Genomic DNA, 15,951 nt, shown 5'->3' on the forward strand with positions numbered 1-15,951 from the left:
CGGGCCACGACTCCGGTCGTGGCCCGCCGTCGTTCGCGCGCACGGACGCCGCGTCGACGACCACGGACGCCCGCCGGCTCCCGCGGAGACCCGCAGGACGCGCGGGGACCCGCGCACACCGCACGGACAGAGCAACCGTCCCCACGGCCGCGGCCCAGGACTTCCGACCGAGCTGACCTGCGCCGACACCGGCGGAGCAGCCCCCGCGGCGGGGGGCCGCTCCGCTCCTCGCCGCACTGTTGCTGCTACCTTCCTGTTGCAAGTAATGTGCATTAGCGAGCAGGAGGCGAGAACGTGGCCACTTACACCTTGCCGGAACTGCCGTACGACTACTCCTCGCTGGAGCCGGTCATCAGCGGCGAAATCATCGAGCTGCACCACGACAAGCACCACGCGGGATATGTGAAGGGGGCGAACGACACCCTCGAACAGCTGGCCGAGGCCCGGGACAAGGACCAGTGGGGCTCGATCAACGGGCTGGAGAAGAACCTCGCGTTCCACCTCTCCGGGCACATCCTGCACACCATCTACTGGCAGAACATGACCGGTGACGGCGGCGGCGAGCCGCTGGAGAAGGACGGCACCGGCGAACTGGCCGACGCCATCGCCGAATCCTTCGGCACCTTCGCCCGGTTCAAGGCGCAGCTGTCCAAGGCCGCCGCCACCACGCAGGGTTCGGGCTGGGGCGTCCTCGCCTACGAGCCCGTCACCGGCCGGCTGATCATCGAGCAGATCTACGACCACCAGGGCAACGTCGGCCAGGGCTCGGTGCCGATCCTCGTCTTCGACGCCTGGGAGCACGCCTTCTACCTCCAGTACAAGAACCAGAAGGTGGACTTCATCGAAGCCATGTGGCGCGTCGTCAACTGGCAGGACGTCGCCAAGCGGTACACCGCCGCCAAGGAGCGCGCCAACAACCTGCTGCTGGCGCCCTGACGGCCCGGCGCCACGGCGCCAGGACGGCCCGGCCGGCGACCCCGGCCGCCGTCCCCCAGCCGTCCCGTCCTCGTGATCGTCTTCTCAACCTTCACGCAGGCGGGACACGGAGAGGGCCCCCGGAGTGGACGTGACACTCCGGGGGCCCTCTCGCCCGTGCGGGCCGGTCAGTCGAAGATCGGCCCCACGTCGCGGGTGCGCTTCAGCTCGAAGAAGCCCGGCGTCGAGGCGACCATCAGCGTGCCGTCCCACAGACGGGCCGCGGCCTCGCCCCTGGGGGCCGGGGTGACCACCGGACCGAAGAAGGCGATGCGCCCGCCCTCCGGGCCCGGCACCGCGATGACCGGGGTGCCGACCTCCTGCCCGACGAGGCCGATCCCCTCGTCGTGCGAGGCGCGCAGCGCCTTGTCGTACTCCGTGGAATCCGCGGCGTCGGCCAGCGAGCGGGGCAGTCCGGCCTCCTCCAGCGCCTCCTCGATCAGCTCACGGCTCCACTCGCGGCCGCCGTTGTGCACCCGCATACCGAGCGCCGTGTACAGCGGGCCCAGCGCCTCGGCGCCGTGCTGCTGCTCGGCGGCGATGCAGACCCGGACCGGACCCCATGCGCGCCGGTTGAAGTCGGCGTACTCGGCGGGGAGTTCGTCCAGGCGGTTCTCGTTCAGCACCGACAGGCTCATCACACGCCAGCGCACCCGTACGTCGCGCACCTTCTCGACCTCCAGCATCCAGCGCGAGGTCATCCAGGCCCAGGGGCAGGCGGGGTCGAACCAGAAATCGGCGGTGGTCTCGCTCGTCATCGTCGTCTCTCCTCGTATCAGCAGTGCTCTCACCACGGACGGGGATCGGCCGCATACGTGCTCGTGTGTCACGTCAGCGTATGGGCCCTCCGGGACATTCCCCCTGCTCACCACCCGGGGGCGCATGGGATGCTGAGCGGACCCGTTCAGCTTGCGCGATCAAGGAGAGGGAGCCACGCCGTGCCCGGAGAGAATCTGACCCGCGAGGAGGCACGCCGGCGTGCCGCACTGCTGGAGGTGAGCGGGTACGAGGTCGCCCTGGATCTGCGGTCCGCCGTCGCTCCCCCGCCGGCCGAGGGGCCGCGCACCTTCCGCTCGACGACGACGATCCGGTTCCGCTGCGCCGAGGAGGGCGCCACCTCGTTCGCCGATCTCGTCGCCCCGCATGTGCACTCGGTCACGCTCAACGGCGCCTCGCTGCCCGTCGACGAGGTCTTCGACGGCACCCGGATCGCGCTGCCGGGGCTGCGCGCCGACAACGAGCTGACGGTCGACGCACAGTGCGCCTACAGCCGCACCGGTGAGGGCCTGCACCACTTCGTCGACCCGGAGGACGGCCGGACCTACCTCTACACGCAGTACGAGCCCGCCGACGCGCGCCGGGTCTTCGCCAACTTCGAACAGCCCGACCTGAAGGCCCCGTTCGAGTTCACCGTGACCGCCCCGGCCGACTGGACGGTGCTGAGCAACGGCGCGCAGGAGGGCGAGGCGCGCGCCCTGGAGGACGGCAGCGCCATCCGGCGGTTCGCCCGCACCCGGCCGATCTCCACCTACATCACCGCGGTCGTCGCCGGGCCCTACCACTACGTCTCCGACACCTACCGGCGCACCTTCGAGGACGGCACCGAGCTGGAGGTGCCGCTGGGGGCGCTGTGCCGCAGGGGGCTCGCGCCGTACTTCGACGCCGACGACATCTTCACCGTCACCAAGCAGGGCCTGGACTTCTTCCACGACCACTTCGACTACCCGTACCCGTTCGGCAAGTACGACCAGGCGTTCGTGCCCGAGTACAACATCGGCGCGATGGAGAACCCGGGCTGTGTGACCTTCCGGGAGGAGTTCGTCTTCCGCGGGAAGGTCACCGAGGCGTCCTACGAGGGCCGGGCCAACGTCATCCTGCACGAGATGGCGCACATGTGGTTCGGCGACCTGGTCACCATGGAGTGGTGGGACGACCTGTGGCTGAAGGAGTCCTTCGCCGACTTCATGGGTGCCTTCGCGCTGGTCGGCGCCACCCGGTTCACCCGCGGCTGGGTCACCTTCGCCAACCGCCGCAAGTCCTGGGCCTACCGCGCCGACCAGCTGCCCTCCACCCACCCGGTCACCGCCGACATCCGGGACCTGGAGGACGCCAAGCTCAACTTCGACGGCATCACCTACGCCAAGGGCGCCGCCGTCCTCAAGCAGCTCGTCGCCTACGTCGGGCAGGAGGCGTTCCTGGAGGGCGCGCGGCGCTACTTCAAGCGGCACCAGTACGGCAACACGCGGCTGGAGGACCTGCTGTCCGTGCTGGAGGAGACCTCCGGGCGCGACATGGGCCACTGGGCGAAGTCCTGGCTCCAGACCGCCGGCGTCAACGTCCTCACGCCGCAGCTCGCGCACGACGCCGCCGGCCGCGTCACCGAGCTGGCCGTCCTCCAGGAGGCGCCCGACGCGCACCCGGAGCTGCGCCCGCACCGCGTCGCCGTCGGGCTCTACCGGCGCGACGCCGCCGCCGGGACGCTGGAGTGCTACGCCCGCGCCGAGACGGACGTGACCGGGCAGCGCAGCGTCGTCGCCGAGCTGGCCGGCGCCGAACGGCCCGACCTGGTACTCGTCAACGACGCCGACCTCACCTACGCCAAGGTCCGGCTGGACGAGGTCTCGCTGGCGACGCTGCGGGCGCACCTGGGCGAGCTGACCGACCCGCTCTCCCGCGCCCTGTGCTGGTCGGCGCTGTGGAACCTGACCCGGGACGGGCTGCTGCCCGCGCGGGACTTCGTCGACATCGTGCTGCGGTTCGCCGGGCGGGAGAGCGAGATCGGGGTGCTGCAACTGCTGCACTCCCAGGCGAAGCTCGCCGTCGACATGTACACCGCCGAGGAGCACCGGGCGCTCGCCCAGCAGCGGCTGGCCGAGGGCGCCGTCACCGAGCTGCGGAACGCGGAGCCGGGCAGCGGGCACCAGCTCGCCTGGGCCCGCTTCCTGGCGGCCGTGGCCGGGCAGGAGCAGGAACTGCGGCTGCTGCGCGGCCTGTTGGACGGCTCCGCACGGATCGACGGGCTGACCGTCGACCAGGAGCTGCGGTGGACCTTCCTGGAGTCGCTGACCGCCGCCGGAGCGGCCGACGAGAGCGCCGTCGCCGCCGAACTCGCCCGGGACGACACCGCCTCGGGCAAGCGCCACCAGGTGCGCTGCCTGGCCGCCCGGCCCGACGAGGCGGTCAAGGCGCAGGCGTGGGCGTCCGTCGTGGAGTCCGACCGGCTCTCCAACGCCCTGGTGGAGGCCACCATCTCCGGCTTCGCCCAGCCCGGCCAGGCGGAGCTGACCGCGCCGTACACGGCCCGCTACTTCGAGATGCTGGAGTCGGTGTGGGCCTCGCGCTCCATCGAGATCGCGATGGCCGTCGTGCGGGGCCTGTACCCGGCCGCCCAGCGCGACCGGGCGACGCTGGAGGCCACCGACGCCTGGCTGGAGGCCCACCCGCAGGCGGCGCCGGCGCTGCGGCGGCTCGTGGCGGAGTCCCGCGACGACCTCGCCCGGGCGCTGACCGCGCAGCGCGCGGACGCCACCGCCGTACGGCCCGAGGGGGCCTGAGGCGTACCGGCCGGGGCGGCGCGCTCCGTCCCGGCCGGCCGCGGCGCCGGGGTTCCGCTCGGCCGGGGCCCGTCGCGGTTCAGGCGACGACGCGCAGCGGCGGGTCCTCCTGGCGGGCCAGCCAGCGGCGGTAGACCTCGCTGGAGCGTGCCACCTCCTCGTAGGCGGCACGCAGCTCCTCGAAGACGGCGTCGTTGACGGCCTCGAAGTCCTCGGCGGACCCCGGGTGTTCGACGTGTCCGGCCTGTTCGGCGGATGCGGTGTGTCCGGGGTGTCCGGGACCTTCGGGGTGTCCGGGGCCTTCGGGGTGTTCGGGATGTGCCGCCGGTCCGGTGTGGTCCGGAGGCCCGGGGTCCGCCGGGAGGCCCGGGGTGCGCACCGCGCGGAAGCCCACCAGGAGCCGTACGCCCAGCGGATCGCCGCGCAGCGGGACGATCTCCATGCCGGGCCGGCCCCGCGAGGTGGCCTGGCAGGGGGTGACGACCTGCCCGGCGGCGACCAGTTCGCCCGCCGAGTGGTAGTCGCCGTGGACGATGCGCGGGGCCACGCCCGCCGCGGCGAACACCCGGCGCAGCCCGTACCAGTCGCCGTCGACGGCCGGATCCACCATCCACTGCTCGCCGGCCAGCTCCTCGATGCTCACCGGACGGCCCTCGCGCACCGCCGGATGCCCGGCCGGCACCGCGACGAACTGCGGCTCCCGGTGCACCAGCACCCGCGTGCCGACGCTCTCGGGCACGGTCAGCGGGGCGCCCTCGACCTCGTGCACGAAGGCCACGTCCAGCTGGTTGTCCTCCAGCATGCGCAGCAGCGTGTTCGCCGAGACGTCCGTCTGGAAGGTGATGTCCGCGTCCGGGAAGCGGACGCCGAGGCGGCGCAGCCACCCGGGGACGGCCCGGCTCCCGGTGCTGCCCAGGCGCAGCCGCGTCCGGCCGCCGGGGGCCGCGCGGCCCGCGGCGTCCCTGGCCTCGTCGACCAGCTCCGTCATCTGCGCGATGATCGGCCGGGCCCGCACCAGCACCGCACGGCCGAGCGGGGTGGGCCTGCTGCCGTCGCGGCCGCGGGAGAACAGCCGGCCGCCGACGGCCTGCTCGATGCGGCGCAGCTGGGTCGTCAGGGACGGCTGCGTCATGCCGAGCCGGCGGGCGGCCTTGTGCACGCTGCCCGTGTCGGCTATCGCGCACAGCGCACGAAGATGCCTCACTTCCAGCTCCACGGGCCGGAGCATACGGCGGTATCGGCCGCCCGGCCAGACGGTGGTCGGCCGGTGAACACCTCGGCGGCATCGGGGGATTGGGCCGTCCTATCGCCTGCTGGCATCATCCCGGAACGGCACCGGCTCGCACACACTCTCGTCAGCAGGAATCCGTCCCAAGGGCCCGGTGCCGCCCCCCACCCGCACAGCCCGGCGCGGTGCCGGTCCCTCGGAACCCGAGGAGACCCCCCATGAGATACCGCAAGACGGCCCTTTCCGCGACGGTCGGCCTGGGTCTGGCCGTGAGCCTCGGCCTGGGCGCCGTTCCCGCGACGGCCTCCGACGGGGCCACCGCCTCGCGTGCGCACTCCTCCTCCACGACGACCACCACCCAGGGCTTCACCGGCGAGAACAGCAAGAACAACGAGGCGTTCTTCAAGGCCGTCGTGAAGGCCGCCATGAAGAAGCAGGCGAAGAACCCCGGTGCCCAGCAGGTCACGGTCACCTACGACGCCAGCAAGGCGCCCACCTTCCAGAGCCAGATCGCCAACAGCGCCTCGGTGTGGAACTCCGCCGTCAAGAACGTCCAGCTCAAGGAGGGCAGCGGCGCCTCGTTCGACTACCGCGAGGGCAACGACCCGCGCGGCTCCTACGCCTCCACGGACGGGCACGGCAGCGGCTACATCTTCCTGGACTACGCGCAGAACCAGCAGTACGACTCCAACCGCGTCGTCGCCCACGAGACGGGCCATGTGCTGGGCCTGCCCGACCACTACGAGGGCCCCTGCGACGAGCTGATGTCCGGCGGCGGCGCCGGTCCGTCCTGCACCAACGACCAGCCCAACGCGGCGGAGCGCGCCCAGGTCGAGCAGCTGTGGGCGAACGGCGTCGCCTCCGTGATGCTGGACGAGGTCGCCTTCAAGTGACCTCTGCCGCGCGGGCGCGGCGTCCCCGCGCCCCCGCATGACCCGGCGCTCCGGCCGCCTTCCCCACCCCGGCCGGAGCCCCGCGGACCCGGTGCCGCATCCGAACCGTCACGCACTCCGGCGCACGCCGGGGCCGCCCGGACGGCACGGCACCGCTCGGATCCCGGCGGTCCGCCGCGGCCGGGCCGCGACCCACACGCGGCCCGCACCGCGGCGGACCGTACGGCCGCGGGCGCCGACTGCACCGGCGCCCGCGGCCCCGGGGTCCGCCTCCCCACACGTCGGCCCCCCGCCTTCGGGACGGGGGGCCGACGCCTGTGGTGTGCCGCGGTCAGCGCGCCGCCGCTGCCTCGTCGGCGGCCTGGGCGCGCAGAGCGCGCTCCACACCGGCGCGGGCCTCGGTCACCAGACGGCGCAGCGCCGGGCCCGGCTCGGCCTCCGCCAGCCAGGCGTCCGTCACGTCCAGCGTCTCCTGCGAGACCTGGAGCCTCGGGTACAGCCCGACGACGATCTGCTGGGCCATCTCGCGGCTGCGCTCCTCCCACACCGCGCCGAGGGCGTCGAAGTACCGCCGGGTGTACGGCTCCAGCAGCTCGCGCTGACCGGTCTGCACGAAGCCGCCGATGACCGCCTCCTGCACGGCGTTGGGCAGCTTCTCCGCCGTGACGACGGACGCCCACGCCTCGGCCTTGGCCTGCGGGGTGGGCCGGGCCGCGCGCGCGGCGGCGGCGTGCCGCTCGCCGGCCGAGGTGCGGTCGGTGGCCAGTTCGGCGTCGATCTCCTGCTCACCGGCGCGGCCCGTGGCGGCGAGCCGCTCCAGCAGCGCCCAGCGCAGCTCGGTGTCCACGTCGAGGCCCTCGATGGTCTCCGTGCCGGCGAGCAGTCCGGCGAGCAGATCGAGCTGCGCGTCGGTGCGGGCCGCGGCGGCGAACGCGCGGGCCCAGGCGAGCTGGTGGTCGCTGCCGGGCCGGGCGGTGCGCAGGTGGTCGAGCGCGGCCTCGGCCCAGCGGGCCAGGCCGGTCTCCCGCCAGGCGGGCGCCGCGTACAGGTCGAGGGCGAGCTTGACCTGGCGCTGGAGGGACTGCACGACGCCGATGTCGGACTCCTTGCCGACGCCGGAGAGCACCAGGTCGAGGTAGTCCCGGGTGGCGAGTTCGCCGTCGCGGGTCATGTCCCAGGCGGAGGCCCAGCACAGGGCGCGCGGCAGGGAGTCGGTGAAGTCGCCCAGGTGCCCGGTGACGGTCGCGAGGGACTCGGCGTCCAGCCGGACCTTGGCGTAGGTGAGGTCGCCGTCGTTGAGCAGCACCACGTCGGGCCGCTTGGTGCCGGCCGGCAGCGGGACCTCGGTGCGCTCCCCGTCGACGTCCAGCTCGATGCGGTCGGTGCGCTCCAGCCGGCCGTCCTTGAGGTCGTAGAAGCCGACGGCGAGGCGGTGCGGGCGCAGGGTCGGGGAGCCGGTCGCGCCGGCGGGCAGCGCCGGGGCCTCCTGGCGGATCGCGAAGGACGTGATGGTGCCGTCGTCGGCCGTGGGGACCTCCGGGCGCAGGACGTTGATGCCGGCGGTCTCCAGCCACGCCGTGGACCACGACCGCAGATCGCGGCCCGAGGTCTCCTCCAGGGCGCGCAGCAGGTCCTCCAGGCGGGTGTTGCCCCATTCGTGCCGCTTGAAGTAGGTGCGCACGCCCTGGAAGAACTCGTCCATGCCGACGTAGGCGACGAGCTGCTTGAGGACGGAGGCGCCCTTGGCGTAGGTGATGCCGTCGAAGTTGACCAGGACGTCGTCGAGATCGCGGATCTCGGCCATGATCGGGTGGGTGGAGGGCAGCTGGTCCTGCCGGTAGGCCCAGGTCTTCATCTGGTTGGCGAACGTGGTGAAGGCGTCCGGCCAGCGGCTGCCGGGGGCGTGCGCCTGGCAGGCGATGGAGGTGTAGGTGGCGAACGACTCGTTCAGCCACAGGTCGTTCCACCACTCCATGGTGACCAGGTCGCCGAACCACATGTGGGCCAGCTCGTGCAGGATCGTCTCCGCCCGGCCCTCGTAGGCGGCGTCGGTCACCTTGGAACGGAAGACGTACTGGTCGCGGATGGTGACCGCGCCCGCGTTCTCCATGGCGCCCGCGTTGAACTCGGGCACGAACAGCTGGTCGTACTTCTCGAAGGGGTACGGGTAGTCGAACTTCTCCTGGAACCAGTCGAAGCCCTGCCGGGTGACCTCGAAGATCGCGTCAGCGTCCAGGTGTTCGGCGAGCGAGGGACGGCAGTAGAGGCCCAGCGGGACGGTGCGTCCGCCCTCCCCCGCGCCCTTGTCCTGCCAGGAGCTGTGCACCGCGTGGTACGGGCCGGCGATGAGCGCGGTGATGTACGTCGAGATCCGGGGCGTGGGCGCGAACCGCCACACGGTGCCGTGCTCGCCCTCGACCGGCTCCGGCGTGGGCGAGTTGGAGATCACCTTCCAGCCGTCGGGGGCCGTGACGGTGAAGCGGAACGTCGCCTTCAGGTCGGGCTGTTCGAAGTTCGCGAAGACCCGGCGCGCGTCCGGCACCTCGAACTGCGTGTAGAGGTACGCCTGGCCGTCCACCGGGTCGACGAAGCGGTGCAGGCCCTCGCCCGTGTTGGTGTAGGCGCAGTCGGCGACGACCCGCAGCTCGTTGCGGCCGGCGGCCAGCCCGTCCAGGGCGATCCGCGAGTCGGCGAAGGCCGTGGCCGGATCGCGGCTCTCGCCGTTGAGCGTGATCTCCCGCACCCGGGGGGCCACGAGATCGACGAACGTGGCGGCGCCGGCCTCGGCGCAGTCGAAACGGACGGTGGTCACCGAGCGGAACGTGCCCGTGCCCTCGCCGTCACCGCCCGGGGAGGGCTCGCCGCCCGCCTGGGCGCCGCTGAGGTCCAGCTCGATCTCGTAGCCGTCCACGCCGATCAGCCGGGCCCGCTCGCGGGCCTCCTCACGCGTCAGATTCGTGCCAGGCACTTGGTGATCTCCCCACTTCCACGTTCCCGGTGGTGTCGTCCTCGCGCCATCCTTCCACGCGGCCCCGCCCCGGGGCGCCGGAGTTCCGCTCACGGGGTACGCCTGCCCCGGGCGGGCGCCCGGTCTCTCGTCCGGGCCCGGAAACGACGAAGGCGGGGAGCCGTCTGCCGCTCCCCGCCACTTTCAACCTATAGCGGCCCACGGGCCTTGCGGCAAGACCGGCCCCGTCCCGCAGGATGACCCACCCGAAGCGGCGGGAGCCCACGTCACGGGCGCTCCGCCGTACCACGAGGGGGGTCGCATGACCGACGTGATCATTGCCGGGGGCGGACCGACCGGCCTGATGCTGGCCTGCGAACTACGGCTGCACGGCCTGCGCGTCCAGGTGCTGGAGAAGGAGGCGGAACCCAGCGGATTCGTCCGCGCGCTCGGGCTGCACGTGCGCAGCATCGAGATCATGGACCAGCGGGGGCTGCTGGAGCGGTTCCTCGCACACGGCAGGAAGTACGAGACCGGCGGGTTCTTCGCCGCCCTGGACAAGCCCTGGCCTGCCGGGCTGGACACCGCGCACGGCTACGTCCTGGGCATCCCGCAGCCCACCACCGAGCGCCTGCTGGCCGAGCACGCCACCGCGCTCGGCGTGGAGATCCGGCGCGGCAGCGCACTGACCGGGCTGTGCCAGGACGCGCACGGGGTCACCGTCGCAACCGACGGGGGCACCAGGCTGCGCGCCCGCTATCTGGTGGGCTGCGACGGCGGCCGCAGCACCGTCCGCAAGCTCCTCGGCGTCGCCTTTCCCGGGGAACCCTCCCGGGTCGACACGCTGCTGGGCGAGATGCGGCTGACCGCGGCGCCGGAGGCCGTGGCCGCCGTGGTGGCCGAGGTCCGCGCGGTCGAGAAGCGGTTCGGCGTCGGGCCGCTCGGCGACGGGCTCTTCCGCGTCGTCGTCCCCGCGGCGGGCGTGAGCGCCGACCGCTCCGTCCCGCCGACGCTCGACGAGGTCAGGCAGCAGCTGCGGGCGGTCGCCGGCACCGACTTCGGCGTGCACGCGCCACGCCGGCTGGCCCGCTTCGGCGACGCCACCCGGCAGGCCGAGCGCTACCGGACCGGCCGGGTGCTGCTCGCGGGCGACGCGGCCCACGTCCATCCGCCGCTGGGCGGGCAGGGCCTCAACCTCGGCGTGCAGGACGCGTTCAACCTGGGCTGGAAGCTGGCGGCCGAGGTCGCCGGCTGGGCACCGGCGGGCCTGCTGGACAGCTACCACGCCGAACGCCACCCGGTGGCCGCCGCCGTGCTGGACAACACCCGTGCGCAGATGCAGCTGCTGTCCACCGAGCCGGGCCCGCGGGCCGTGCGGCGGCTGGTCGCGGAGCTGATGGACTGCGAGGAGGTGAACCGCCGTTTGATCGGGAAGATCACCGCGATCGACGTCCGCTACGACTTCGGCGAGGGGCACCGCCTGCTCGGCCGGCGGCTGCGGGACGTACGGCTCGGGCGGCGCCGCCTGTACGAACTGATGCACGCCGGCCGGGGACTGCTGCTCGACCGGACGGGCCGGCTGTCGGTCGCGGGCTGGACGGACCGGGTCGACCGGGTCGACGGCTCCGGCACGCCCGGCGCGCACGGCACGTCCTGCGGGGACGGTGGTGAACTCGGCGTTCCCGCCGTGCTGTTGCGGCCCGACGGGCACGTCGCCTGGGTCGGTGACGACCAGCGCAGCCTCGACGAGCAGCTGCCGAGGTGGTTCGGGGCCGCCGCCGGCTGAGCGGGCGCCGACGGCCCGCCGCCGCCCCGGCCTCGCACCCGGTGGGCCGTCAGCCCTCCTCCGGGAGATCCTCCGTCGGCGTCGAGACGTCCACGAGCTGGCCGTTGGGGTCGCGGACCAGCATGCTGCGCTGCCCGTAGAAGACATCCCGCGGCGGCTCGACGACGGTGAACCCGCGCTCCACTGCCGTGCGGTGCGCCGCGTGCACGTCGTCGACGACGAACGTGGCGACGGTGCCCTGGTGGTGCCCCTGCGCACCGGCGTACTCCCGCGGCACCAGCTCGTGATCCCGCCGCCAGATGCCCAGTTCGCTGCCGGAGCCCTCCGGGTCCTGGAGATTGACGAACCAGTCGCTGTCGAACATGGGCTCAAGCCCGAGGAGCGCGACGTAGAAGTCCCTGGTCTCGGCGAGGCGTTCGGGGTCGGCGAGGACGTTGACGAATGCACGGTTCACAGCCATGCGGGCCACCGTAGGCCCCGGGTGTGACATCCCTCGCACCGCCCCCGTCAGCGCGGCAGTGCGCGGACGGCGGGCACCGGGCCGCGCTCGGCAGAGGTCATCAACGCGGTCCGCACGACGGCCGCCTGCTGCCCGAGCGCGGTGTGCAGCTTGTCCGGGGTGACGTGGAGGAGTGTGACGCCGTGCTCCTCCAGCATCTCCCGGCGGTGCACCACAGCCCGCCAGGCCGCGTCGGACCCGTACGGTTCGGACCTGCCGTGCGGTTCGGACCTGCCGTGCGGCCCGGAGCGCTCGTCCAGCTCCAGGGCCACACCGTGGTCGGGCCAGTAGGCGTCGACGGTGCCCAGGGAGCGGGCCCGCGGAGTGCGCAGCTCCACGTTCCAGCAGGGATCGGGCAGTTCGTGGTGGAGCACCATGTCGTACAGCCGTCCCTCGGCCTGGGCACGCCGCTCGGCGAGCAGTCCCGCGACGGCGTCCGCCAGGTGGGCCCGCTCCAGCAGCCGCGCCCCGGCCAGCTCGGCCAGCACCACGCCCGCCTCGCAGTGGCCGCCGCGCACCGCCTCGGTGAGCAGCCGTCGCGCCCGGGTGGCGTCGGTGAGCCCGGCCAGCGCGTCCGCCAGCGCACGCGGCACCGGGGCCACGCGCAGCCCCGTCACCTCCTCGGCGTCCGGCAGCACCGGGCTGCGCACGACGCGGGCCCAGCCGGCGGAGCGCAGCCGCCGGCCGCGGGGCACCAGGACGTCGACGCGCTCGCAGTCGCGCAGGGAGGGCGCGGCGGCGAAGCGGTGCAGGGCGAGCGCGGCGAGACCGGTGACCATGGCGACCGGCCCGGCCGCCGTCCGCGCGTCCGGCGCCGCCCCGGCCGCGTCCGCGTACAGCAGCGCCGCCCGGGCCCGTTCGCCGCCGGTCGGCTCGCCGGAGCGCAGCAGGCAGACGCCGGGCAGCAGGGTGCGCCACGGGCCGCCGGGGCGGCAGCGCTCCGCGGTCGTGGCGGGGGTGACGCCGTGCTCGTGCAGGGCGCGGACGGTCATCACGCTGGGAGCGGCCTCGCTCAGCGCGGCGAGCGGCCGGGGGGAGAGGGGTGCGTCGTGCGTCATGCCCTGCGCGATTCCCCGGCACGGAGCGGAAACCGACGGATGTGACAGACCTGTCGAGGAATCCGGACAACTCCGTGCTCAAGCGCGGCGGTCCGGGCGCCGAGTGCGGTCGGCCGGCCGCCGGGCAGGGCGGCTTCCGGACCCGGCGGCTGCCGGGCAGGGTCCGCTACCGGGGGGGGGTGCGGTCACCCGGAGCGCGGGACGGCACCGGACCGCCGGGGCCCGGTACGCGACAGGGCGCCCCGGCGGGGCGCCCTGTGGTTGCGTCCGACCGCTGCCGTGCGGTGGATCAGCTCTTCTTGCGGGACTTGTCGCCCACCATGACCAGGCCGGCGATCACCAGGAAGAGCACGATCGGCGCGGCGACGTACAGGCCCAGGGTCTCCAGGACGCTCAGGCCGGGGCCCGGGTCGTCGCCGTCGTCGCGGGTGAGCGCGAAGGCGGGGGACGACAGCAGCGTCATCAGCGCGACGCCCGCCGTCACGGTGCCGGCGCGCAGGGCGTTCTTGTTGGCCTTGGCGGCCTTCGCGGCCCGGCCGGTCTCGGTGCTCACTCGAACCTCGTTGCTCACATCGCCAACATAGCGGACGGGTGAACGGCCCGCGCGGCGGGGTGCCCCATCCCGGGGGCGGGCCCCGGCGCCGTCCCGGGGACGGGCCTCAGCGTCCGCCTCCCGCCCCGCCCCGCGCGGCCCCGGACAGATGCAGGGTGACGGGCCCGAGGTGCGGTTTCGCGCGGCTCGCGGTGATCCGGACCCGGACGTCACGCGCGGTCACCGGCTCGGGCAGCGCGAGGATGCGCCGGTGCCCGACGGTGGTACCCGAGGCGATCTTCCGCCAGCCGCCGCCCTCGTCCGTGCGGGCCTCGACGGTGAAGCCCTCCACACGCTGGCCCTTGCGGATGTCCTCGCCGAGGGCGATCCGGTCGAAGGTGTACGGGCCGGCGCCCTTGGCGCGCACATCGGTGCCGTAGACCGCGCGGACGGACCTGCCGAAGGCGGTCAGCTCCCGCACGTCCGCCGCGTCGATCCGGCCGTTCCTCGCCGGCGGGACGTTGAGCAGCAGCGAGGCGTTGCGTCCCACGCTCTTCTCGTACAGCTCCATCAGCTGCGCCGCCGTCTTGGGCCGCTCCTCGGGATGGTGGTACCAGCCGGGCCGGTTGGAGACGTCCGCCTCCGCCGGGTACCACTGGAGGTACTTCGTCGACGGGTCGAGGAGCCGCTCGCGGGAGCCGATGTCCGGGTCCGTGGAGTCGTTGGGCAGGCCGCCCGCGTGCACGGTCGACGGGTCGACGGTGTGCGGTGTCACGCTCCACTCCGTCTCCCGTGCGATGCCGTTCTCGTTGCCGACCCAGCGCACGCCCTGCGGGCCGCCGAAGACCGGGGTGTCGGGCGCCAGTTCGTGAATACCCCGGAAGATTTCCTTCCAGTTGTACTCCTGGGTGATCCCGGCGTCCCTCCACGGGTTCGCGCCGTCCAGCCACAGCTCGTCCAACGGGCCGTACTGCGTGACCAGTTCATAGACCTGGTCGAGGTAGTAGGCGTCGTAGTCGTTGACCTTCACCCGGAACCGGGGCAGCCGGCCGGCGGCGACATCGTCCGCGCGGTCGTCGCCCGGCACCAGCGTGGGGAAGGTCCGCATCCGCGGCTCGCTGCCGTTGCCGTAGCGGCCCCGCCCCTGCGGGGAACCGCCGTCCTCCAGCGCCGTCCGCTCGACCGTGGACAGCTGCTCCCCCGCCTCCTGCTTGGCCGCGATCCGCTCCAGCCACTTCTTGTGCCACGCGTGCGGCAGTTCGGCGCCGTCCGCCGGTGAGAGGTACACGCCCACCTTGAGCCCGGCCTTGCGGGCCGCACGGATGTACCGGCCGACGATGTCCCGCCCGTAGGGGCTGTTCGCCACCGAGTGTTCGGTGTACCGGGTGGGCCACAGGGCGAAGCCGTCGTGGTGCTTGGCGGTGAGCATGACCTGCTCGGCGCCGGCCGCCTTGTACGCCCGCATCCACTGGTCGAAATCGATGTGTTCCGGGTCGAACAAGGAGCGGTCCTCGGCGCCCGAACCCCACTCGCGGTTCGTGAAGGTGTTCATGCCGAAGTGCGTGAACGCCGTCACCTCGCGCTGCTGCCAGGCGTACTGGCCCTTCGTGGGCACGGTCTTGGCGGCCTTCTCGATGACACGGTCGGGGGTGTCGCAGGGCTCGATCCGCATCTGCGAGGCCGGGCGGACGGGGCCCGTGCACCGCTCCGCCCCGGAGGGGGGTGCGGTGGGGGCCGCCGTGGCCTGGAGGGGGAGCAGGGACGCCGCCGCTCCCACCGTGAGAGTGAGGAGGAGGCGTCCGCGGAGGTGTTTGCGGGGGTGCCTGCGGGGGTGCCTGCGGGGGTGTCTGCGGGGGGTGGGTGTCGCCATGGCTTCCAACTCCCTTGCCACACCGGGACCAGAGGTCGGATCTCTTGGTCGGCTTTCGGTATGGTGCCGGAAGTTGTGCCGTGCGTGGAAGGTATAGGTCCCACCTTTTATGGCTCGGGGTGGCGCCACAGCCCCCCGCTACAGGAGGCTCCGCCCCCCTCCGGGAGACCCCCGCTCCGAGGCGCCCCCATCCGCATGTCGGGCCTGTTCGGGAGACGGCGTCAGATCGCTGCCGGGTCCGTGCCGAAGGGGACGCCGGCCGGTTCACTGGTGAGGGGGGCCTCCGCCAGCGGGGGCTCGCTGGTCAGCGGGGCCAGGTCGATGAGCGGGGGCTCGCTGGTGAGGGGGGTGTCGGCACAGCCGCAGATGCACGAGCCGTCGAGTCCGGAGTCGGGGGCGGACACAGCGGACAGGTCTGCCGGCTCGTGCCCCTGTTTGGACAGCGCCCTCTGCTGCGGAAGCGGGGCGAGGGCGGACATCAGGAGTTCAGCGGACGCGGCCACGGGGGCCTCCGTTCGTTGAGGAAGGCGGACAGGGTCGCCATTACCCAGTAAGCCGACGCGCAGACGTGTCTAGCCCGGGAACGTGGCCCAGGTCACGTCCGGTTCC

12 protein-coding genes are annotated in these 15,951 nt (G+C 73.3%); 4 read left to right on the top strand and 8 right to left on the bottom strand.

The window, feature by feature from the left end:
- Positions 1 to 294 precede the first annotated feature (294 nt).
- Positions 295 to 936 (top strand): superoxide dismutase, encoded by a 642-nt coding sequence (locus SCA03_RS17125; protein ID WP_030890888.1) that lies wholly within the window; start codon positions 295 to 297, stop codon positions 934 to 936.
- A 167-nt stretch (positions 937 to 1,103) separates the two neighbouring features.
- On the opposite strand, the gene SCA03_RS17130 is transcribed toward SCA03_RS17125, so the two are convergent.
- On the bottom strand, positions 1,104 to 1,733 hold the full coding sequence (locus SCA03_RS17130) for a mycothiol-dependent nitroreductase Rv2466c family protein (RefSeq protein WP_030890885.1): 630 nt from the start codon (positions 1,731 to 1,733) through the stop codon (positions 1,104 to 1,106).
- A gap of 180 nt (positions 1,734 to 1,913) precedes the next feature.
- Between SCA03_RS17130 and pepN (SCA03_RS17135) the strand changes: the two genes are divergently transcribed.
- Positions 1,914 to 4,529, top strand: a complete 2,616-nt coding sequence (pepN, locus tag SCA03_RS17135) for an aminopeptidase N (protein ID WP_030890883.1) — start codon at positions 1,914 to 1,916, stop codon at positions 4,527 to 4,529.
- A gap of 79 nt (positions 4,530 to 4,608) precedes the next feature.
- Here pepN (SCA03_RS17135) and SCA03_RS17140 read toward each other — a convergent pair whose 3' ends face one another.
- A complete protein-coding gene (locus tag SCA03_RS17140) occupies positions 4,609 to 5,745 on the bottom strand; it encodes a LysR family transcriptional regulator (RefSeq protein WP_443098231.1) in 1,137 nt (378 codons plus the stop codon).
- Between the two features lie 230 nt (positions 5,746 to 5,975).
- Between SCA03_RS17140 and snpA the strand changes: the two genes are divergently transcribed.
- Complete coding sequence (gene snpA, locus SCA03_RS17145) at positions 5,976 to 6,650, top strand: snapalysin (RefSeq protein WP_030890878.1); 675 nt, start codon at positions 5,976 to 5,978, stop codon at positions 6,648 to 6,650.
- Positions 6,651 to 6,981: 331 nt separating this feature from the next.
- Here snpA and pepN (SCA03_RS17150) read toward each other — a convergent pair whose 3' ends face one another.
- Positions 6,982 to 9,618: an aminopeptidase N gene (gene pepN, locus SCA03_RS17150; protein ID WP_086817353.1), complete on the bottom strand. Its 2,637-nt coding sequence runs from the start codon at positions 9,616 to 9,618 to the stop codon at positions 6,982 to 6,984.
- 301 nt (positions 9,619 to 9,919) lie between these two features.
- Here pepN (SCA03_RS17150) and rox point away from each other — a divergent pair, with 301 nt between their 5' ends.
- On the top strand, positions 9,920 to 11,383 hold the full coding sequence (gene rox / locus SCA03_RS17155) for a rifampin monooxygenase (protein ID WP_086817351.1): 1,464 nt from the start codon (positions 9,920 to 9,922) through the stop codon (positions 11,381 to 11,383).
- Between the two features lie 49 nt (positions 11,384 to 11,432).
- On the opposite strand, the gene SCA03_RS17160 is transcribed toward rox, so the two are convergent.
- From SCA03_RS17160 to SCA03_RS17180, 5 genes are all read right to left on the bottom strand, one after another.
- Positions 11,433 to 11,843, bottom strand: coding sequence for a VOC family protein (locus SCA03_RS17160; RefSeq protein ID WP_211293550.1), 411 nt, complete (start codon positions 11,841 to 11,843; stop codon positions 11,433 to 11,435).
- A gap of 47 nt (positions 11,844 to 11,890) precedes the next feature.
- The gene (locus SCA03_RS17165; RefSeq protein ID WP_086817349.1) at positions 11,891 to 12,940 is read right to left on the bottom strand and encodes a hypothetical protein; all 1,050 of its coding nucleotides are present in this window, start codon (positions 12,938 to 12,940) and stop codon (positions 11,891 to 11,893) included.
- Positions 12,941 to 13,229: 289 nt separating this feature from the next.
- Positions 13,230 to 13,493, bottom strand: coding sequence for a hypothetical protein (locus SCA03_RS17170; RefSeq protein ID WP_037851851.1), 264 nt, complete (start codon positions 13,491 to 13,493; stop codon positions 13,230 to 13,232).
- Between the two features lie 106 nt (positions 13,494 to 13,599).
- Positions 13,600 to 15,342: an alpha-L-fucosidase gene (locus SCA03_RS17175; RefSeq protein ID WP_141275476.1), complete on the bottom strand. Its 1,743-nt coding sequence runs from the start codon at positions 15,340 to 15,342 to the stop codon at positions 13,600 to 13,602.
- A 221-nt stretch (positions 15,343 to 15,563) separates the two neighbouring features.
- Positions 15,564 to 15,845: a hypothetical protein gene (locus tag SCA03_RS17180; protein ID WP_030890856.1), complete on the bottom strand. Its 282-nt coding sequence runs from the start codon at positions 15,843 to 15,845 to the stop codon at positions 15,564 to 15,566.
- Positions 15,846 to 15,951 lie beyond the last annotated feature (106 nt).

It is taken from the genome of Streptomyces cacaoi, assembly GCF_006539165.1.
Lineage (GTDB): Bacteria > Actinomycetota > Actinomycetes > Streptomycetales > Streptomycetaceae > Streptomyces > Streptomyces cacaoi.